Consider the following 20126-nt stretch of genomic DNA (forward strand, 5'->3'; position numbering starts at 1 on the left):
CTCTTTGAAGCTTCGCCCTTGTTTTTTATGTTCATAGATCTGAACTTTATCTTCATAAGTTAATTTCATAATAAAAACACCCCAAAAGTTAGATTTTTTTCTGTCTAACTTTTGGGGTGCAGTTCAGTTCAGCTCTGGAGGATTTTTGACTCTTCTTGACAAGAAAACGATATTTTGTTAATATCATTAACAAAAAGAAGGAAACTATGAATAAGAAAGAACTGCATAAGTTTAATAATCGTTTTAACAGCTTTGTTTTAGCCTTTGAACGGTTGAAAAAGGATCAGCACAGGAATAGTATTGATAAATCAATCACTATTAATGAAGTCCATTTGATTGATCTAATAGGTCGGAATCAGCCTGTGAATCTAGTGAAATTATCTGAGTTACTTGAAGTATCAAGGAGCGCTATTACTCAGAGTGTTAGACGTTTAACCAAGAAAGACCTCGTTGCTTTTGAATTTGCACAGGATAATGAAAAAAATAAATATCTGATATTATCCAAAAAAGGGGTTGAAGTTTTTAACATCCATAAAGAGCAGCAAGAACATATTGAAAAAGCCATTTTTTCAGTTTTAAGAAACTATAGTGATGAGGACCTTCAAATGGTTATGAAACTGATGGATGATGTTGAACAGGTATGGCGAGAATTACCGTGGTAAAAATCACGGTAATTTTAAAACTACATTGTTAATCACATTAACAAAAAAAGAGGAAGATATGAATATACAAATTGAACTTATCTCAGAGTCTGAGTTAGCAGACGAATCTTTTAATATTGTCATCAATGGCTTAAAACCAAGAGAAACATATCGAGTCGAGATGTACCTAACTGATTATTATTGTATCAATGCTCCCATGCTTTTAGCTCATGATGTTTTATGGAGATCAATAGGGACTTTTGTATCAGATAAGTATGGTATTATTGATATTTCACAAACTCCATCTTGTTCTGGCTCTTATGAAGGCATTTCAACAATGGGACTATTTTTTAATGCTAAGCCCTTGACCAATGAGAGAAAGAAACTTCCAAACTCTCTTTCTGAAATTCCCTTATTAGATCATTTTTTTGTGGATATCAAAATTATGCAAGAAAATACTATCATTGCAGAGAGAACTTTCACAAGACATTACATGAGTTCGCAAATTAGTCATCAAGATATTTACGGGAAATATTTTCAAGGGAGACTCTTCTATGATAAAAAGGCAATAAAAACACCAGCATTGATTATTGTGAGCGGTAGTGAAGGACGGATTGAAAAGGCACAGAATATAGCTCAGCTTTTATCTTCTAGAGGTTATATTTGCCTAGCAGTTGCCTACTTTGGTTTAGAGGGGTTACCAAAACATTTGGAACGTATTCCTTTAGAGTGCCTTGTGGAAGCAAAGGATTATCTACGTCAGCATCCCCAAGTAGATAGTGAAAAAATTGGAATCTATGGACGGTCTAAGGGAGCAGAATTCGTTTTAGCTGAGGAGAGCCTTTTTAATGACGTTCAATGTTTGGTACTAAATTCACCCTCTGATGTGGTATATGAAGGGATAAAAGGGAAATGGAACTCTCATACTTCTTCTTGGACGCATTTGCAAAAGGAACTTCCCTATCAAAAGTTTCGACTTGGAGATTATCTATTCAGTAAATTTTTTAGAAAAACCTTCCCCAAAGATTGCTCTGCTAGGATAGATATTGGTCAAATGCATTCACCAATCTTATTGCTCGGAAGTACTGTTGATGAAATATGGGATGCCTCGTCAGCAATAGCCAATATTGTCTCACATTATAAAGGCCACCACATTACATTTAAAAAATACCATGAAATAGGTCACATGTTGACAGTGGCTTATCAACCCAATCATCGCTATCGAAAAGATTGGCGTTTATTGATGAAAGAGAGTGAGGATTCTTGGTTGGCTACGATTCATTTTTTTGATAGGCATTTGAAGAAGCAATAACATAAGATTATAAATATGCTATAATAGTCCCAACTAAGATAAAAACACAGTTCTGGTTGGTAGTCCAGACGTAGGCAAGCCTATCAGTAACCTTCCTCCTTGGTTGTCCATTCTTAGGGATAGATTTAAGGAGGTGCTGTCGTGGAAACAATTTCAATTGGATTGACAGTTTATTTTGAAGATGGATTTTGGCATGGTTTGTTCGAACAAGTGTATCGAGAAACTTATCAAGTTTGTCGTGTGACATTTGGTCAGGAGCCAAAAGATGATGAAATTTTAGAGATCTTACAGACTCAGTTTACTCATTTATCTTTTAGTCCAGAAGCTACAGTTAAGCAACATGTAAAAATCAAGAATCCTAAACGATTACAGCGAGCTGTGAAGAAACAAGTAAAGAAGAAAATTTCTTCCAAGTCGAAAGAACTATTGCAGTTGCAGTATGAGGAAAGGAAAAAGATTTCAAAACATCAATCTAGTGTCCAAAAGCAATTGCTCAAACAAGAGAAATTTGAACGCAAACAGCAAAAACGAAGGGAGAAGCGTAAAGGACATTAACCCTTATCTCTCTCATCAAAAAAGCTTCGGTAGGAAGAACCTTACCGAGGCTTTTTAACATGTTGAAAACGATTGTTGAATATCTGGATGATTTTCCCAATCAGCTCGATTGTAGCTTCCTGTAATAGTGTGCTCTTCAGAAAAGAGCAGAACCCGTTCCACAATCGGAGCGATTTGCTCGAAATGGTGGGAGGAAATAACAATCGTTTTTCCTGCTGTTTTGAGTTCTTGCAACAAGGCGACAATCAGCTTCTGGTATTTGGGGGAGAGGCCGTTAAAGGGCTCGTCAAAGAGCAAGAGACTAGGATTCATGGTGAGTACACTGGCGATAGCGACTAGCTTCTTTTCGCCACCAGAAAGATGGTAGGGAATGCGATCTCTTAGGTGTTCAATCTCTAGAAGACCGAGCGTATCCTTAACGCGTTGTTCGACTTCGGACTCGTCTAAGCCTAATTGACGTGGGCCAAAAGCCAGTTCATCATAGACGCTTGTATTGAACAATTGGGTATCGCTGTTTTGAAAAATGAGTCCAACCTGCTGGAAGAGTTGCCCAGCACGATGGGGATCTTTCAAGAAGTCTTTGTCAATGGTCCAATCCTTGAAGTGGTACTGACCAGACGAGAGGGGCAAGAGCCCAACCAGAATTTTAAAGAGGGTCGATTTTCCAGCTCCGTTTGGGCCCATCAAGCCCACGGTTTCCCCTTTTTGAATCTGGAGTTGAATATCGTGGACACCAGTTTCTTCGGTATAGTGGTAATTTCCATCCTGAATGGTAATCATAGGGCTTCCTTTCTAGCCAAGTAAGGTCGTGAAGGTCGTGAGAACCGCCAATTCCAATAGGAAAAAGACGTCTTCCTTCTTCCAGTGGAAGGCTTCTTTGCGCTTTGTATCCATACCATATCCTCTCAGTAACATGGCCTCGTAGACCTCTTTGGTATGGTTCTTCGTTGATAGATACAAGAGACCCAGAAGAGAGCCAAAGAGATGGAGGTTCACTTTTTGACCAACGGTCCGGAGTTGGACGCACTCAATTTGTTGGTGAAGGTGTTTTCCCAAAATATAACTATATTTCAGCGTAATATCAATGGTCTGGACAAAGGTCTTGGGGACATGTAGCTGCCTTAGGGCCTCAACCAGTTGGATGCTTGTGGTAGTGGCTAAAAAGAGAGAAATATTGAGGACAATCATCCCTGCACGTAGCAAAAAAAGCCCTCCATTTTGAAATCCTTGAAATAAGATGCTAGGCAAAATCACAATTGTGGAAATCAACAGCACCTTGAACAGGACCTTAAAGAGGTGGAGTAGGACCTCTCCAGGAAGCATGGCAATGTGCATTAACAAAAGGATGCCGATCAACCACAGTTGGATGGGATGGTGGGCAGTCGTAATGAGAATGGCTAAAATTAAGAAGGAAACGAGCCGCATCCAAGACGAAGTTTTGGCCTTGAATGCGGGCGTCGTTTGTTTCATTTTGCCAAGAAAGTGGCGCAATGTTTGAAGATTCATTTGTAAATAGTGATGGCTTTTGGATGCTTCAAGAATCGCTTGCTCTTGATGAAGCCAGTCAGGGAGTTTACGCATGAGAAGTCTTTTCTCCGTTCATTGATCGAATGATTTTACTGATGATATAGAAAATGAGAACAGCTGTAATGGCTGATAGAATATAGCCAATCGCAATTTTTGTTCCAGGAATGGTGTAATCATTGAACAAGGCTTCAAAAGAGAATCCATTTTTGATCCCTGTTGGGACTTTGCCATGAAGCAGGCTACCCAATTCTTCAGTAGACCATTCACCAAAGGCTGTCCCATCTGCGAGAAGTCCAAGTGGGCTGAGGATGATCAAAGCAAGGAGTACCCAGCGAATTTTTTTAACAAATGAAGTTGTATTGACTGTACTTGGTGTGTACAACTCTGTAGGAGCGACTTGTTTGACAAAACGGTAAATCACAACGGTGAAGAAGACTTCGACCCAACCTGCGACAAGGAGGTGAGCACCCAACATAGCAGGCACCGTGATACTCAATCCATAAGGATTATAGAGTGGCTGACCAGCTTCTGACGCGATGAGGGGTTGCAAGCCCAATTCAACACCAGCTAAGAAGGCAGCAGCATTGATCGAAAGGAAAGAACCGATAATAACGCCAAGCGTTTCCTGATGGTGCTTGCGGAACAAGTTATAAATAGCATAGCCAACAAAAGGCATCACAATGGCCATGTTGAAAATATTGGCCCCAAGAGCGAGAATGCCTCCATCTCCAAATAAGAAGGCCTGTAGGAGTAAGGCGACCGTCAGCGCTAGAGAAGCCGCATAGGGACCTATGAGAATGGCAAGAAGGGTTCCTCCGACAGCGTGAGCGGTCGTTCCACCAGGAACAGGAACATTAAACATCATCAATAAGAAGGACAAAGAAGCAGCGATCCCAAGCATCGGAGCTAGCTCTTTGTTTTCTTTTAATTGGACCTTGACTTTTTTGACAGACAAGACAATAACAGGAGCAGCAGCAACCGCTAAAACTGCACAACTTGCAGGACTAAGGTAATTATCTGGTATATGCATAACAAATTCTCCATTAGTATGATTTAATTTCGTTAACAGATTACCACATTATAAAATCAGGTGTCGTTGCAAAACGAGTCCAACATTTGTTACACTTGCTAGAAAGAGGGAGAAAAAACTAGTTTGAAGGGATAGAAAGGCTTTTTAAGGTGAATTTAGATAAAATTATTGGTTCCATATCGAAGCAGTTGACAGATGTAACGAACAGTGATACAATGGCTGTGATATTTCGATATAGAAATAAAAAGGAGACGAAATGGACAAGATGCAAGGGGGCTACCAAGCTTTACAAATACGCTTGTTAAATGGGCGTATCTTTCAAAAACTGCTGAGCAAGGAACCAGATGCCCAATACCGAAGTGAACAGGGGAAAATTTTAACGATTTTGTGGAAGCAAGAGTTGGGGTGCGCTACTGCGACCGATATCGCTCTTGCGACTGGATTAGCTAATAACACCTTGACCAGCATGGTTAAAAAATTGGAAGAACAAGGCTTGGTTACGATTCAACCTTGTACGCAGGATAAAAGGAAAAAATATATTTCTTTGACAGACCTCGGTTGGGCACAAAAGGAAATCGGAGACCGTGTCAGCAAAGAACTGGGAGAGATTTTCTATCAAGGATTTTCGGATCAAGAAATCCGAGAATTTGAGGCCTATCAAGAGCGGATTATCACAAATCTAAAAGCTAAAGAGAATGACATCTAGGGAAAGGAAGTAACAGTTATGATTGGTATTACAGGGGTAACAGGGAAATTAGGTTCTTATGTGGCTAATCTTGTAGATAAGAAAGGAATCGCTCCAGTTCATCTAGCACGAAGCCCAGAGCGTGCAAAAATCTATGCGTCAGCGGAAATTCGTAAAATAGTGTATGCCAATACACCAGAGGTGGTTGAGGCCTTAAAGGGTATTGATATCTTGTTGATGGTTTCTGCTCGGGAAAATCCAGAGCGTGTCAAGGAACACAAGGACTTTTTAGATGCTGCAAAGCTAGCAGGGGTAGAGCATATCGTCTATACCTCCTTTTATGGGGCAGATGAGAAGGCAACTTTCACCTTGTCTCGAGATCATGCCCAGACGGAAGCCTATATCAAGGAGTTAGGGTTCACCTACACTTTTTTGAGAGATAATTTTTACTTGGACTTCCTGATTGATATGGCGCTTGAAAATGGAGAGATTCGTGGTCCGGCAGGCAATGGTCTTGTGTCAGCTGTTGCCCGTAAGGACACATCTAGTGTTGCAGCAGAGATTCTTTTACATGCTAAGAAATGGGAAAATCAAACCTTGAATTTGACAGGGCCAGAGGATCTTTCCATGGAAGAAATCGTAGCGCTTCTCTCAAAAGAGAGCGGTAAAACCATCGCGTATGTAGATGAATCAGTAGAAGAAGCCTATGAGTCACGGAAAAAATGGCCAGCACAAACTTGGGAGTATGATGCCTGGGTCAGTACCTATACAGCGATTAAAGCTGGAGAACAAGCTGGGGTTTCAACAGATGTCGAAAAAGTCCTAGGGTATCCAGCAAGTAGCTTATTGGATATTCTTAGAGACAGAAAACTTATTGAGGAAAAATATGATTGAATACAAACATGTAGCCTTGCGCTACACGGAAAAGGACATTTTGAAAGATGTCAATCTCCGCATTGAAAATGGAGAATTTATGGTTCTTGTGGGACCTTCAGGATCTGGAAAGACCACCATGATCAAGATGGTGAACCGTCTCTTGGAGCCGACGGATGGCAATATCTATATGGATGGGAAACGCATCAAAGAATATGACGAACGGGAGTTACGTCTCAGTACCGGCTATGTCCTTCAAGCCATTGCCCTATTTCCTAACTTGACCGTTGCTGAAAATATAGCATTGATTCCTGAGATGAAGGGCTGGACTAAAGAACAAATCACTTCTAAGACAGAAGAACTCTTGGATAAGGTGGGTCTCCCTGCTGCAGAGTATGCAAATCGCATGCCTAGTGAATTATCTGGTGGGGAGCAACAGCGGATTGGTATTGTGCGCGCTATCATTGGAGAACCAAAAATTCTATTGATGGACGAACCTTTTTCAGCCTTGGATGCCATCTCTCGCAAGCAGTTGCAGGCTCTTACAAAAGATTTACATAAAGAATTCGGCATGACGACCATCTTCGTAACCCATGATACGGATGAGGCCTCAAAATTAGGGGATCGAATTGCAGTGTTGCAGGATGGAGAAATTCGTCAGGTGGCAGACCCTGAAACAATTTTACAAGCGCCTGCGACAGACTTTGTCGCAGATTTGTTTGGAGGTGCTCACCATGTCTAAACTACTTACAACTTTTCAAGAACGTTTTGGGGACTGGCTTACAGCCCTTGGACAACACTTACAATTGTCTCTCTTGACCTTATTGGTCGCTATTTTTCTGACGATTCCGCTGGCAGTTTATCTAAATAGCCATAAAAAAGCAGCGAACTGGGTGTTACAAGTTGCGGGTATCTTCCAGACCATTCCCTCAATGGCTTTGTTGGGTCTCTTTATTCCTTTCATGGGGATTGGAACCTTACCGGCCCTTACAGCTCTAGTCATTTATGCTATTTTCCCGATTTTGGAAAATACAATTACAGCCTTGAACGGCATTGATCCTAGTCTTGAGGAGGCAGGGATTGCTTTTGGAATGACCAAGTGGGAGCGACTCAAGAAGTTTGAAATTCCACTGGCCATGCCTGTCATTGTATCGGGGGTTCGTACAGCAACCGTTATGATCATTGGGACAGCGACTTTAGCCGCTCTTGTTGGAGCTGGAGGATTGGGTTCCTTTATCCTTTTGGGGATTGATCGTCGGAATGCTAGTCTCATTTTAATCGGCGCAATCTCATCAGCCATTTTGGCCATTCTATTTAATGTTATTCTCAAATGGTTGGAAAAGGCAAAGTTGCGTACGATTGTTGCTGCTTTTGCGGTAATGCTCCTTGGTTTGGGAGCGAGTTATGCTCCAAGCATGATTCCTCAGAAAGAAAAAGAAAATCTAGTTATAGCTGGGAAATTGGGGCCTGAGCCTGAAATTCTCATGAATATGTACAAACTTCTCATTGAGGAAAATAGTGACATGACAGTGACGGTTAAGCCTAACTTTGGGAAGACAGATTTCCTTTATCAAGCGCTTAAAAAGGGTGATATCGATATCTATCCAGAATTTACAGGGACCATTACAAGCTCTCTCTTGCAACCAGCTCCTAAAGTCAGCAACGACTCCAAAGAAGTTTTCGAGGTTGCGCGTGATGGTATAAGGAAACAAGACAATCTCGTCTTGCTCAAACCCATGGCTTATCAAAACACCTATGCGATTGCTGTTCCGAAAAAGATTGCAAAAGAGTATAATCTGAAGACGATTTCTGATCTCAAGAAAGTTCAGGACAAGCTTAAAGCTGGTTTCACGTTGGAATTTAACGACCGTGAGGACGGAAACAAAGGGCTTCAATCAGTTTATGGACTAAATTTTAATGTAGCTACCATGGAGCCGGCCCTTCGCTATGAGGCAATCCAACAAGGCAATATCCAAATAACAGATGCCTATTCAACAGACCCAGAAATTGCTCAATATGATCTAGTTGTTCTAGAGGATGACCAACACCTCTTCCCACCTTACCAAGGAGCACCCCTCATGAAAGAAGCTCTTCTTAAGAAACATCCAGAATTGGAAGGTATTCTTAATAAGTTATCTGGTAAAATCACAGAGAGCCAAATGAGTCAAATGAACTACCAAGTGGGAGTAGAAGGAAAACCTGCTGCCAAAGTAGCGCGTGACTTTTTGGTCAAACAGGGATTATTGAAGAAATGATGCAGCAAGAGGAAATACAAGAGACTCTTTTGCGACTCTGTGAGCACTATGGAGAACAAAATTGGTGGCAATCGGAGAACAAACTGGAAGATCTGGTATCGACTATTTTGATCCAACGGACAACAGAGAAGAATGCTAAGTTGGCTTTAGCTGGTTTGATGGATGTCATGACAGTAGAGGGGATCCTGGCTTTACCGCTAGAAGAGTTACAGGAACGTATTCGGCCTGCCGGATTTTTTAAGCAAAAATCTCAAACGATTAGGGGACTTCTGATATGGTTAAGAGAAGTTGGTGGTTTTGAGGTTCTGTCCAAGATTGGAACAGAAGATTTACGGAAGCAACTGTTGGAGTTAAAAGGGATTGGACCAGAGACTGCAGATGCACTTTTACTTTATCTTTTTGATCGTCCAGTTTTTATTTCGGATGAATATGCGAGAAGACTTTTTCGACGCTTAGGATTTGGAAACTATGATACCTATAATGACATGCATGCTGTTTATGGTAACGTCTTGGAAGGGCTCGCTCTCAAACAATGCCAGGAGATCCATGCTGTCATTGATGAACATGGGAAAGCTTTTCGCAAAAGTAAAGGCCAGTTAGACGAAAGTTGGTTACGATAAAAAAGAGCCCGGGACAGTCGTTCCCTGACTCCACAAAAGCAACGGATTTGCCGTTGCTTTTTGCATGGTTTCGATAGCCTTAGTAAAATAGAATTGGTCAATAAGTCATTTAGAAAATCGATCTCATGCATATGAAAAAGTGATGAATACAGTAGAGAATAGTCACTTCTACACTCTCTATCATCACTTTGGCTGCCCTTTTTAACCCCTAAAATGCTTTCAGCAAGCTTTTGTTATAGAGGGAGAGACCTTCTCTTCAAAAACTCTCCATTGAGTCTAGCTTAAAATTGTGTTACAATAAGCCTTGAAAACGAATGAAAGTATATGGAAACAAGTATGAAAAAAAGACCAGTGATTGGAATTACAGGAAATGAAAGACCCTTCCCAGATGATCCAGACGCGAACATGAGTTATGCGGCGACTGGTTTTGTCGAAGCGGTCAAAGAGGCGGGAGGAATTCCCTTGATCTTGCCAATTGGAGATGCGGACATGGCCAAAGACTATATATCGATGATTGATAAGCTCATCATTACTGGTGGTCAAAATGTCTTGCCCAAGTTTTATGGAGAAGAAATCACCATTGATAGCGATGACTACCTCTTAAAACGTGATCTTTTTGAGTTGGCCTTGATTGAGGAAGCGCGTGCGGCTAAAAAAGCTATCTTTACCGTCTGTCGTGGGACCCAACTCTACAATGTTGCATTGGGTGGAACTTTGCATCAAGATATTGAGGATCATTGGCAGGACAATCCAGGTCAGTATACCAGCCAAGAGCTGGTGACCAAGGATCAGACGGTTTTACAAGAGATCTATGGTAAGACCAGTCGCATCAATTCCTTTCACCACCAAAGTATCAAAGACTTGGCAGATGGCTTAGAAGTAATCGCGCGGGATCCCAAAGACGACGTCATAGAGGCGGTTCAATCCATAGATGAAAGTCGTTTTCTCGGCGTTCAATGGCATCCGGAATTGCGTTTTGACAAGAGTCCAGCAGACCACAAACTCTTTGAATATGTCGTGAATGACTTATAATGAGGACCAGCTCTCTTAGGAATTTTTCTAAGGGAGCTTTTTCTTTAATCTGCGTAAGAAAGACTGTAAATTGTGCCTAGGTTTTGGGGGGATATTCGTTACAATAGAGCTAGTAGAATGAGGAGGATTAGGACATGTTTCAATTTCCAAAGGATTTTTTATGGGGGAGTTCGACCTCGGGTCCACAGACAGAAGGGCGTCTAGATCAGGATGGAAAAGGTGACAATCTCTGGGATTACTGGTATAGGATCGAACCCAATCGCTTTTATCAAGGGCAGGGACCAGAGAAAACATCCACTTTTTATGAACACTGGGAAGACGACCTGGATCTCTTGTTAGAAACTGGGCACACCGCCTTTCGAACCTCTATCCAGTGGTCCCGTATTTTCCCAGAAGGCCGAGGGGAGATCAATCAAGCAGGTGTCGATTTCTACCGTCGTGTCTTTGAAAAGATTAAGGAAAAAGGGATTCACCTCTTGGTCAACCTCTATCATTTTGATTTGCCGATGGCTCTCCAAGAGCAGGGCGATGGTTGGGAAAACAAGGAAACCGCCTATGCTTATCAAGAATATGCGCGTTTTTGTTTCAAGACCTATGGGGATCTGGTCGACCAGTGGATCACCTTTAATGAACCCATTGTACCTGTGGAGTTTGGTTATTTTTATGATGCCCATTTTCCTCATAAGGTAGATGCAGCTACAGCTGTAAAAGTAGCCTACCACACCCAGTTAGCAAGCTCTCTAGCGGTCAAGGCCTGTCACGAGGTGGATCCCAATTCCCGGATCGGGATTGTGCTCAATCTGACACCAGCCTACCCTCGGAGCCAGCATCCAGAAGATGTTAAAGCCGCTCGTATCGCCGAGCTCTTCCAAGCCAAATCTTTTTTAGATCCTTCTGTTCTTGGCCATTATCCTCAAGAATTAGTGGAGATCTTGCGGGAGCGTGATCTCTTGCCAGATTATGATCCCTTTGAGTTGCGCTTGATGGAGGAAAATACCGTCGACTATCTAGGTGTTAACTATTACCAACCACTCCGTGTAGCAGCTCCTCGTTATGCTCCGAATCCAGCTTCTCCCCTACTCTTTGAGCAATTTTATGAACCCTATGTCATGCCAGGTCGCAAGATTAATCCCCACCGTGGTTGGGAAATCTATGAGCAAGGCCTGTATGACATTGCCAAAAATATCAAGGAAAACTATGGCAATATCGAGTGGATTTTGACAGAAAATGGGATGGGGGTCGAAGGCGAGGAAAAATTCCGCGAGAATGGGGTGATCCAAGATGACTACCGGATTGACTTTGTCAAAGACCATCTTCGTGAGCTCCATCGGGCTATTCAAGATGGTGCCAATTGTAAAGGCTATTTGATCTGGACCTTTATTGACTGCTGGTCTTGGCTCAATGGCTACAAGAACCGCTATGGCTTGGTTGAATTGGATCTCGAAAGTCAAAAACGCACCCTCAAAAAATCCGGCCATTGGTTCCGTGAATTGAGCCAGCAGAATGGATTTGAAGAGTAGAAAAAGCAACCTATCAACCAAGATGTTGATAGGTTTTTCTTAACCCTTCCTTAACTAGACCAATTTTCTTATATTTCCTAGTTGACAAACTGGAAAAAGCATTGTATACTGACTCCAATGGTTACTTTTTTGGTAAATTAGACTAGACCAATTTACAGTAACTGAGAAATCGACCATGGGTCGTTTGACTAAGTAAAGGGGAAAGTATAGCAAGACTATATCGTAAAGACTATGTGCGGAATCGTTGGTGTTGTAGGAAATACAAATGCTACTGATATTTTGATTCAAGGACTTGAAAAGCTCGAATACCGAGGTTATGACTCTGCAGGTGTTTTTCTGGCTAGTGAAGGCAAGAGCCAATTGGTAAAGGCAGTTGGTCGCATTGCAGAATTGTCAGCTAAGGCAGAAGGTGTCGAAGGGGAAGCGGGAATTGGACATACCCGTTGGGCCACTCATGGAAAACCAACTGAGGACAATGCTCACCCACACCGTTCGGAGACAGGTCGTTTTGTTTTGGTACACAATGGCGTCATTGAAAACTACCTTGAAATCAAGGAAGAATACCTGGCTGGTCACCATTTCAAGGGGCAAACAGATACAGAAATCGCAGCCCACTTGATCGGAAAATTTGCTGAAGAAGAGGGCTTGTCTACGCTTGAAGCCTTCAAAAAAGCCCTCCACATCATCCGTGGGGCCTATGCTTTTGCTTTGATGGATGCGGAAGATCCAAGCACCATCTATGTAGCGAAAAATAAGTCACCACTCTTGATCGGTCTTGGAGATGGTTACAATATGGTTTGCTCTGATGCTATGGCCATGATTCGTGAAACCAACCAATACATGGAAATCCATGACCAAGAGTTGGTCATTGTCAAGGCTGACAGCGTTGAAGTACAAGACTATGATGGAAACGTCAAAGAACGGGCAAGCTACACGGCTGAACTTGACCTTTCTGATATTGGAAAAGGGACTTACCCATACTACATGCTCAAAGAAATCGATGAGCAACCAACTGTCATGCGTAAGTTGATCCAAGCCTATACAGATGAATCTGGTCAAGTAGTGGTAGAGCCAGCTATCATCAAAGCGGTTCAAGAAGCAGACCGCATCTACATTCTTGCAGCTGGAACTTCTTACCATGCTGGATTTGCTTCTAAGAAAATGCTAGAAGAGTTGACGGATACTCCAGTAGAACTCGGTATCTCCTCTGAGTGGGGCTACGGCATGCCACTTCTCAGCAAGAAACCACTCTTCATCTTTATCAGCCAATCTGGTGAAACAGCCGATAGCCGCCAAGTATTGGTCAAAGCCAATGAAATGGGCATTCCAAGCTTGACAGTGACCAATGTTCCAGGATCTACTCTTTCACGTGAAGCAGACATGACTATGTTGCTCCATGCTGGTCCTGAAATTGCGGTCGCTTCCACCAAGGCTTATACGTCTCAAATCGCAGCCCTTGCCTTTCTGGCTAAAGCTGTTGGGGAAGCCAATGGCAATGAGAAGGCCAAAGCCTTTGATTTGGTGCACGAATTGTCTATCGTTGCCCAATCGATCGAATCAACCCTTTCAGAAAAAGAAGTGATCGACGAAAAAGTTCGTGGCTTGTTGGAAACAACCCGCAATGCTTTCTATATTGGACGTGGCCAAGATTACTATGTTGCTATGGAAGCCAGTCTGAAACTAAAAGAAATTTCTTACATCCAATGTGAAGGCTTCGCTGCGGGTGAGTTGAAACACGGTACTATCGCTCTGATCGAAGAGGGTACACCGGTTATCGCCCTCTTGTCTGATCCAGTCCTAGCCAGCCACACACGTGGAAACATCCAAGAAGTGGCAGCACGTGGGGCTCATGTCTTAACCATTGCAGAAGAAAATGTCGCTAAAGAGACAGATGATTTGGTCTTGACAGCGGTTCACCCTTACCTCTCTCCAATCTCAATGGTGGTACCAACCCAATTGATTGCCTACTTTGCAACCCTTCATCGTGGGCTCGATGTTGATAAACCACGGAACCTTGCTAAGTCTGTAACAGTTGAATAAAATTATCTATATAGAAAAAAACATCCTCGTTAGGTTTTTCCTAGCGAGGATGTTTGCTTTATTTATCAAAACCTTGCAAGGCTTTGAGGCGTTCTTCTGTTTGTCCCTTGGCATCTAGTTTTTTACCTTGGTAAACAGCAGATTCCCATGATCCATACATTGGATTTGGGAAGATGATGAATTTTTCACCGAATTCTTTTTGCAATTCGTCCAATTTCTTGTCGCGATCAGCTTCAGAGGTCTTAGAGAAGTCTGCAAAGTCAACCAGGTTGTCCCCAAAGAGCAAGACAAGATTGGTCTTTTCTTGTACAGCTTGGCGACGGCCTTCTTTTGATTTGACGCCATCTTCTAAGAACATGAGGTGGTCACGTCCTTGAACAGGAATGCCTTCTTTTTCAAGGTTCTTGATGGTATCATCTACTTGAGAGGTTGTACGGTCAGAAATGTAGTAGATTTGAACCCCGTTTTGATCCGCATATTGAAGAAAATCTTTGGCACCTGGCACCGCTTTTGCGGCTGCTTTTTTCACCCAAACATCCCAGTCTTTAGGATTGAAGGCCGTACCATCTTTGACGTTTTGAACTTGGTAAGGGCTGTTGTCTAAAACAGTTTCGTCCAAATCCAAGACGATGGAATAAGGCTTATCAGAAGGAGTTTGGAGGATCTCTTTCAAACGGCCAGTAGCGACATTGTAGCCTTGTAAATACAAAGCCTTGGTTTCTGCTGCCTTTTGGTACCAGAGAACAGACATGGTATTTTCTTGTGAGCGCTGTTGATCATAGGTCATCGTCACCTGATTTTTAGTGCTGCTTGCTTTTGTCTCTTGCGTTTTAGTGGTGTTGCTTCCACAACTCGTCAGTAAAATGACAGAAGCAAGAGCAGAAACGATGGTAAAGGTGGTTTTTGTTGTTTTCATAAACCGTACACTCCTTAAAATTATTCTACAAAAATTATACTCCTTTCAATCTTGCCTGACAAGAAAGAGGAGAAGGGGATCCAGGGAATGGTAAAATGAATAGGAAGAAAGAAATGTTGATATGAAGGGCTTTTTCACCTCAATAGATGCCATTTTTCAGCTTAAAAGAAGGGGTATAGTTTTATGCTATAACCGGATCAAGAAAAGATCAAAGCAGCCTTTTTCTTCTAAAATGAAAGAATAAAGAAAGATACTCGCAAGTCCCTATTTTCAAGGACTTGCGTTTTTTTGATGCCTTTCTCAATAAAGAAATTTTAAGGCCTTGATAGGGAAAATATATTAGTCAGCCACTTTTCGAGGTGATATCATGGTTACAAATTCCAGAAGGGAAGTAGTCAATCTTTCTGTTGGAGAAATATTGAGGAGGATGTACAGTATGAGTAAAAAAGAGTTGGTTCTTCGGGCCATTCGAGGCGAAGCAGTAGAGCGAATCCCTGTAGGATTTTGGCTCCATTATGTGACCCAAGAAGAAAAAGAATTGGGGCTAGACAATCCGTCTGTAGTTGAAAAAAGTATTAAGGGGCACCAACACTATGTTGAAGAAATTTCCCCAGATTTTGTCAAGATTATGAGCGATGGCTTCTTCCGCTATCCGAGTGCTCTTTATTCGAGAGAGATCACATCAATCCAAGAATTGAAAGATATTCAACCGATTGGAGAGCATCATCCTTGGATTGAAAAACAAATTGAAGTGGTCAAGGAAATTCGATCCCATTTCCATGAAGAGATTGCTTCTTTCTACAACATCTTCTCGCCCATTTCTTATTTGAAACGCTGGTTCCGTACGGATCAATCTCGTGGAGACCAAGTGATTGCAGACTTTATCAAGGAAGATCCAGAAACCTTGGCCCATGTCCTTGATGTCATCGCAGGAGATATCGCCATTCTTAGTCGCCGCTTGATCCAAGAAGCAGGTGTTGAAGGGATTTACTTCTCAACCCAGCAGGTCCAAGATGAGCGCGTAACCCAGGAAGAATACCGTAAGATCATTGAACCTAGTAACATCGCTGTCCTAGAAGCTGCCAATGAAGCTGGAGGTATCAATATCCTTCATATCTGTGGTTTTGAAGGGGCCAGCAATGAAGTGGAGCTCTTCAAGGGTTATCCAGCTCAAGTCATTAACTGGGCGACCCATCATGAAGGCCTGAGCCTAGCCGCAGGTCGTAAACTTTTCGGCGATCGTGCCGTTTTGGGTGGCTTTGTCAACGGCAAGAAAGGTTTGCTCTACCAAGGGGAACGAGAAGGTATTGAGCAAGAAACGCGTCGCTTGGTGGCAGAAGCCGGAAGTCGTGGTTTGATCCTTGGGGCAGACTGTACCGTGCCAGATGATTTCCAATTGGAACGCTTAGATTGGGTGCGTCAAGCAGCTGTATTGTAAGAAGAAAGGAGAGGGAGATGAAAAAGATCAATGTATGGTGTATCCTGGTAACCGTTTTGTTTTTGCTTCTAGGGCTCAGTAAAGTAGCTCTAGCAAGCAGTCAGGGGAAAGCAAAAAAAGATCCAGATATGGCAAGACTGGAGAAGATTCCAGCTCATAGTTTCTCCCTCATCCGCCCATCTGACCTAGCAGGAATTCTACTCCTTGAAGATCAGTGATAAAAAAAGATGAAGAGCTTGATAAAAAATATATATTAGTCAAACAATTATCGAAGTGATAAGATAACAAACAAGAAAAGATTAGAACGAGGTAAGAACATGTCATCAAAAAGAGAATTAGTGTTAAAAGCTTTCAAAGGAGAAGCAGTTGACCGTGTGCCAGTTGGATTTTGGCATCATTTTACAACAGAAGAAGAATGGTTGAAAGGATTTTCTAATCCGGAAATTATTGAAAAAAACCTCAATGGCCATAAAAACTTCCTTCACAAGGTCAAACCAGACTTTGTCAAACTCATGAGTGATGGTTACTTTGCTTATCCAAATCCAAGCATTCACAAAGGCCTTGAAAATATCTCTGACTTAGCAGGGATTGAACCACTCGGAGCAGATCATCCATGGATCACAGAGCAAGTAGAGCTCGTTAAAAAAATCCGTGCCGGTTTTGAGGAGGACATTGTGGCTATCTACAATATCTTTGCTCCAGTGACCTACTTCAAATGGTTGGTCGGAGAAGTTTCAGGAGGAGATGACTTGATCGCAAACTTCATCGATCAAGATGCAGCAACTCTTAAAAAAGTATTGGATACAATTGGCCAAGATATTGCAAGTTTGAGCCAACGAATCATTAAAGAAGCAGGAGCAGACGGGATCTACCTCAGTGTTCAAAGCATTCAGGATGCACGTGTCAGTCAGGAAATTTACAAACAAGTCATCGCGCCGAGTGAACTCCATGTCTTAGAGGCAGCTAATGAAGCCGGTGGCGTAAATATCCTTCATATCTGTGGCTACGAAGGAGCTCGCAATGATATCTATCTCTTCACAGACTACCCAGCCCAAGTCATTAACTGGGCAGTCGGACCAGAAGGAATCAGCCTAGCAGAAGGACGCGAAATCTTCGGTGGACGCACGGTTCTTGGTGGCTTTGAAAATGGTAAAAATGGTCTTCTTTACACAGGAGATAAGGCTGCGATCCAAGCAGAAACCAAACGCATCATCGCAGAAACCGGAACCACAGGTTTGGTCATCGGTGCCGATTGTACGATTCCAAGTGACATTGATGAAGAACGAATCGAATGGGTTCGTGAAGCTGCAGCAGAATAAGGAAAATAGAAAAGGGAGAACAGAGTATGAGTAAAAAAACATGGATTATCGGTGGGGTAGCAGTACTTGCCATTGCAGGTGCAACCATTCTTGGACGGAGCTTGAACCATGCAAACGACAGCAAAGGCTCAACAGGAACGAACAAGGTAACAACCTTGAAAGTAGCCCACACTCAAAACTATGTACCGTATGATTTCGTTGATGAAAAAGGAGAATCAGATGGCTATGAAGTAGCCGTTCTCAAAGCCATTGACGAAAAACTACCAGACTACAAGTTTGAGTACACTGGAACAAGTGATGACGATCTCTTAATCGGTCTAGAATCTGGTAAATACGATATCGGAACCAAAGGAGCTTGGTATACCGAAGAACGTGCTAAGAAATTTATCATTCCAAAAGAACCAATTGGAGCAAGTATCATCGGATTTACCGTACGGAAAGAAGATGCGAATAAATACAAGAACATCGATGACTTCGCTAAAGAAAAAGGAAAATTGGTTCCAATTTCACCACAAAATGCGCAGTGGAATGTTATTAAAGAATACAATGAAAAGCATAAGGACCAACAAATCGAATTAACAGCTGCGGAATCTTTCAAAGTCGCAGATGCCTATGCTTGGGTTCTTGAAGGACGTTACGATGCCTTCTTTGACATCAAACTTTCCTTTGAAAAAGCTGTCACAGATAAAGATGGTTCTTACCACCAATACGCGGACAAACTTAGCTGGTTTGCCTACAAAGGAATTCCAACTTACCCATTGATCCATAAGGATAAGAAAAACGAAAAATTTGCGGAAGCATACAGCAAGGCTATCAAAGAATTGGAAAAAGATGGGACACTTGCTAAATTGTCGAAAAAATATTTCGGTGAAGATGTCTTCAGTTATGTAGATAAAGAGAAATAAGATGGAACTGGGTGCGCATAGCCCCAGCTTCCTTATTTCTATCCGGATACAGAAAGGAAAAGAAACATGGTCTCATACGACATTTCCAAGGTCTGGTCATTTCTTCCAACCTTGGTCCAAGCTCTACCAGCGACCTTAGCTTTGATGGTGTTAACGACGCTTCTTGGTTCTGCATTTGGCTTGGTTTTGACTTGGGCACAAGTATCAGAAGAGAAGGTAGGAGCAAGTCTGGCAAAAGGCTATGTCTTTACCTTGCGTTGTACCCCTCCAATTGTCTTGCTCTTTTTGGTCTTTTATGGACTGCCCCAATTTTTGAACTGGTGGTTGGGCATTGACATTGACCACTGGTCCAAGTTTGTCTTTGTCCTTGTGGCCATGTTTCTTCTCTTTGCCGCGATGATTTCTGAGGTCTTTAAGGCAGCCTATTTGGCCATTCCCAAAGGTCAGATGGAGGCTGGCTTGAGTATCGGCTTGACGCCAGCTCAAACCATTTGGCGGATTGTCCTTCCCCAAGCCTTTCGCGTGGCTCTTCCAAATATGACGACGGCTATCTTGAACCTCATGCGCGACGCCGCTTTGGCTTATACTATTGGCTTTATCGATATCATGGGAGCAGGAAATAATTTGATCAGCCGCAATCTCGGAAATTATTCCCTCGAGACGTATACAGCCGTAGCAGTGATCTACTGGGCAATTGCCCTTGTGATCTCCTTCTCCGCTCAACTCCTTGAGAAACGACTCAGTGTAACAGAAAGGTAGCTTATGGATTTCAATTTTATTAGTAAAGCATTTCTAGCCACCTTGGGTGGTGTTCCAGTGACCCTTCTGATCATGGTCGTATCGATTCTTTTGAGTTTCTTTCCAGCCCTCTTTTTGGCACTCGGTCAGATCTATAAGGTCAAAGGTGTTCGCAGTTTCTCAGTGATTTACTTAGCCTTTATCCGCGCGACGCCTCCGATTCTCTTGATTCTCTTCTTTTATAGTCTCTTTCCCAGCCTCTTAAATAGCTTTTTTAAGAGTATTGGCAGTCACTTTAATGTCTTTGAGATCAATCCCATTTACTATGCCTTTATCATCTTTAGCTTGATGACAACGGGGAGTCTTGCTGAAATTCTACGGTCAGCCATTCTGACTGTGGATAAGGGTCAGCTAGAAGCAGCGCAAGCCATTGGTTTGACCAATCGCCAAGCCTATATCCGCATTGTTTTTCCACAAGCTCTGCGTTCAGCCCTACCCAATCTGTGTAACCTGGTCATCAACTTGGTCAAAGGAACCTCCCTTGTCTTTGTCATGACCATCAAGGATATCACCGCCATTGCCAAGGTCGAAGCCTCTTATGGTTATCAATATTTTGAATCCTATCTCGTGATTTTTATTCTTTATATTGTCATTTGTGGGGTGATTCAGTGGGGATTCAATCTCTTAGAAAAACGCCTGACACTCGCATAGAAGAAGGAG

At 42.4% G+C, this 20126-nt stretch carries 21 protein-coding genes; 17 read left to right on the top strand and 4 right to left on the bottom strand.

Annotated features, from left to right (window positions below; all coding sequences use genetic code 11):
* The first annotated feature begins 206 nt into the window (after positions 1-206).
* The 3 genes from QM870_RS05350 to QM870_RS05360 all read left to right on the top strand — a co-directional run bounded on the left by QM870_RS05350 (position 207) and on the right by QM870_RS05360 (position 2508).
* Positions 207-662 (top strand): MarR family winged helix-turn-helix transcriptional regulator, encoded by a 456-nt coding sequence (locus QM870_RS05350; RefSeq protein WP_070594755.1) that lies wholly within the window; start codon positions 207-209, stop codon positions 660-662.
* Positions 663-720: 58 nt separating this feature from the next.
* Positions 721-1953, top strand: coding sequence for an acyl-CoA thioesterase/BAAT N-terminal domain-containing protein (locus tag QM870_RS05355; protein ID WP_414368917.1), 1233 nt, complete (start codon positions 721-723; stop codon positions 1951-1953).
* A 141-nt stretch (positions 1954-2094) separates the two neighbouring features.
* Positions 2095-2508: a YjdF family protein gene (locus QM870_RS05360; protein ID WP_061591276.1), complete on the top strand. Its 414-nt coding sequence runs from the start codon at positions 2095-2097 to the stop codon at positions 2506-2508.
* 54 nt (positions 2509-2562) lie between these two features.
* Here QM870_RS05360 and QM870_RS05365 read toward each other — a convergent pair whose 3' ends face one another.
* Genes QM870_RS05365 through cbiM form a run of 3 tightly spaced genes read right to left on the bottom strand, consistent with a single transcriptional unit; the run spans position 2563 to position 5065 of the window.
* Positions 2563-3288 carry an energy-coupling factor ABC transporter ATP-binding protein gene (locus QM870_RS05365; protein WP_049474416.1) on the bottom strand — a complete coding sequence of 242 codons (726 nt, stop codon included), beginning with the start codon at positions 3286-3288 and terminating at the stop codon, positions 2563-2565.
* A gap of 12 nt (positions 3289-3300) precedes the next feature.
* Positions 3301-4089 (bottom strand): energy-coupling factor transporter transmembrane component T, encoded by a 789-nt coding sequence (locus QM870_RS05370; protein ID WP_061591277.1) that lies wholly within the window; start codon positions 4087-4089, stop codon positions 3301-3303.
* Positions 4082-5065, bottom strand: coding sequence for a cobalt transporter CbiM (gene cbiM / locus QM870_RS05375; protein ID WP_061591278.1), 984 nt, complete (start codon positions 5063-5065; stop codon positions 4082-4084). The genes QM870_RS05370 and cbiM overlap by 8 nt, the downstream gene beginning before the upstream one ends.
* Positions 5066-5321: 256 nt before the next feature.
* On the opposite strand from cbiM, the gene QM870_RS05380 reads away from it, so the two are divergent.
* The 8 genes from QM870_RS05380 to glmS all read left to right on the top strand — a co-directional run bounded on the left by QM870_RS05380 (position 5322) and on the right by glmS (position 14090).
* Positions 5322-5771 carry a MarR family winged helix-turn-helix transcriptional regulator gene (locus tag QM870_RS05380; RefSeq protein WP_061591279.1) on the top strand — a complete coding sequence of 150 codons (450 nt, stop codon included), beginning with the start codon at positions 5322-5324 and terminating at the stop codon, positions 5769-5771.
* 18 nt (positions 5772-5789) lie between these two features.
* Positions 5790-6644: an SDR family oxidoreductase gene (locus QM870_RS05385; protein ID WP_414368921.1), complete on the top strand. Its 855-nt coding sequence runs from the start codon at positions 5790-5792 to the stop codon at positions 6642-6644.
* Complete coding sequence (locus tag QM870_RS05390) at positions 6637-7365, top strand: ATP-binding cassette domain-containing protein (RefSeq protein ID WP_414368923.1); 729 nt, start codon at positions 6637-6639, stop codon at positions 7363-7365. The genes QM870_RS05385 and QM870_RS05390 overlap by 8 nt, the downstream gene beginning before the upstream one ends.
* On the top strand, positions 7358-8878 hold the full coding sequence (locus QM870_RS05395; RefSeq protein WP_223345473.1) for an ABC transporter permease/substrate-binding protein: 1521 nt from the start codon (positions 7358-7360) through the stop codon (positions 8876-8878). The genes QM870_RS05390 and QM870_RS05395 overlap by 8 nt, the downstream gene beginning before the upstream one ends.
* A complete protein-coding gene (locus QM870_RS05400; RefSeq protein WP_024056208.1) occupies positions 8875-9498 on the top strand; it encodes an endonuclease III domain-containing protein in 624 nt (207 codons plus the stop codon). Before QM870_RS05395 ends, QM870_RS05400 begins: the two co-directional genes overlap by 4 nt.
* Positions 9499-9834: 336 nt before the next feature.
* Entirely contained in the window at positions 9835-10530 is a 696-nt protein-coding gene (locus tag QM870_RS05405) for a gamma-glutamyl-gamma-aminobutyrate hydrolase family protein (protein ID WP_414368925.1), read from the top strand.
* A gap of 134 nt (positions 10531-10664) precedes the next feature.
* Entirely contained in the window at positions 10665-12050 is a 1386-nt protein-coding gene (locus QM870_RS05410) for a glycoside hydrolase family 1 protein (RefSeq protein ID WP_070660975.1), read from the top strand.
* 231 nt (positions 12051-12281) lie between these two features.
* Entirely contained in the window at positions 12282-14090 is a 1809-nt protein-coding gene (gene glmS, locus QM870_RS05415) for a glutamine--fructose-6-phosphate transaminase (isomerizing) (protein ID WP_070660972.1), read from the top strand.
* Positions 14091-14148: 58 nt separating this feature from the next.
* Here glmS and QM870_RS05420 read toward each other — a convergent pair whose 3' ends face one another.
* Positions 14149-15006: a 5'-nucleotidase, lipoprotein e(P4) family gene (locus QM870_RS05420; protein ID WP_031574953.1), complete on the bottom strand. Its 858-nt coding sequence runs from the start codon at positions 15004-15006 to the stop codon at positions 14149-14151.
* A 427-nt stretch (positions 15007-15433) separates the two neighbouring features.
* On the opposite strand from QM870_RS05420, the gene QM870_RS05425 reads away from it, so the two are divergent.
* The 6 genes from QM870_RS05425 (at position 15434) to QM870_RS05450 (ending at position 20117) form a co-directional block, all read left to right on the top strand.
* Positions 15434-16444 (top strand): uroporphyrinogen decarboxylase family protein, encoded by a 1011-nt coding sequence (locus QM870_RS05425; protein WP_414368928.1) that lies wholly within the window; start codon positions 15434-15436, stop codon positions 16442-16444.
* A gap of 17 nt (positions 16445-16461) precedes the next feature.
* A complete protein-coding gene (locus QM870_RS05430; protein WP_021154358.1) occupies positions 16462-16662 on the top strand; it encodes a hypothetical protein in 201 nt (66 codons plus the stop codon).
* A gap of 99 nt (positions 16663-16761) precedes the next feature.
* A complete protein-coding gene (locus QM870_RS05435; protein WP_414368931.1) occupies positions 16762-17763 on the top strand; it encodes a uroporphyrinogen decarboxylase family protein in 1002 nt (333 codons plus the stop codon).
* A gap of 26 nt (positions 17764-17789) precedes the next feature.
* Complete coding sequence (locus tag QM870_RS05440; RefSeq protein ID WP_023919545.1) at positions 17790-18668, top strand: transporter substrate-binding domain-containing protein; 879 nt, start codon at positions 17790-17792, stop codon at positions 18666-18668.
* Positions 18669-18734: 66 nt separating this feature from the next.
* Entirely contained in the window at positions 18735-19427 is a 693-nt protein-coding gene (locus QM870_RS05445; RefSeq protein WP_155200101.1) for an amino acid ABC transporter permease, read from the top strand.
* A 3-nt stretch (positions 19428-19430) separates the two neighbouring features.
* Positions 19431-20117 (top strand): amino acid ABC transporter permease, encoded by a 687-nt coding sequence (locus QM870_RS05450; RefSeq protein WP_195623500.1) that lies wholly within the window; start codon positions 19431-19433, stop codon positions 20115-20117.
* The last annotated feature ends 9 nt before the right edge of the window (positions 20118-20126 follow it).

Source organism: Streptococcus parasanguinis, assembly GCF_047463195.1.
Classification (GTDB): domain Bacteria; phylum Bacillota; class Bacilli; order Lactobacillales; family Streptococcaceae; genus Streptococcus; species Streptococcus parasanguinis_R.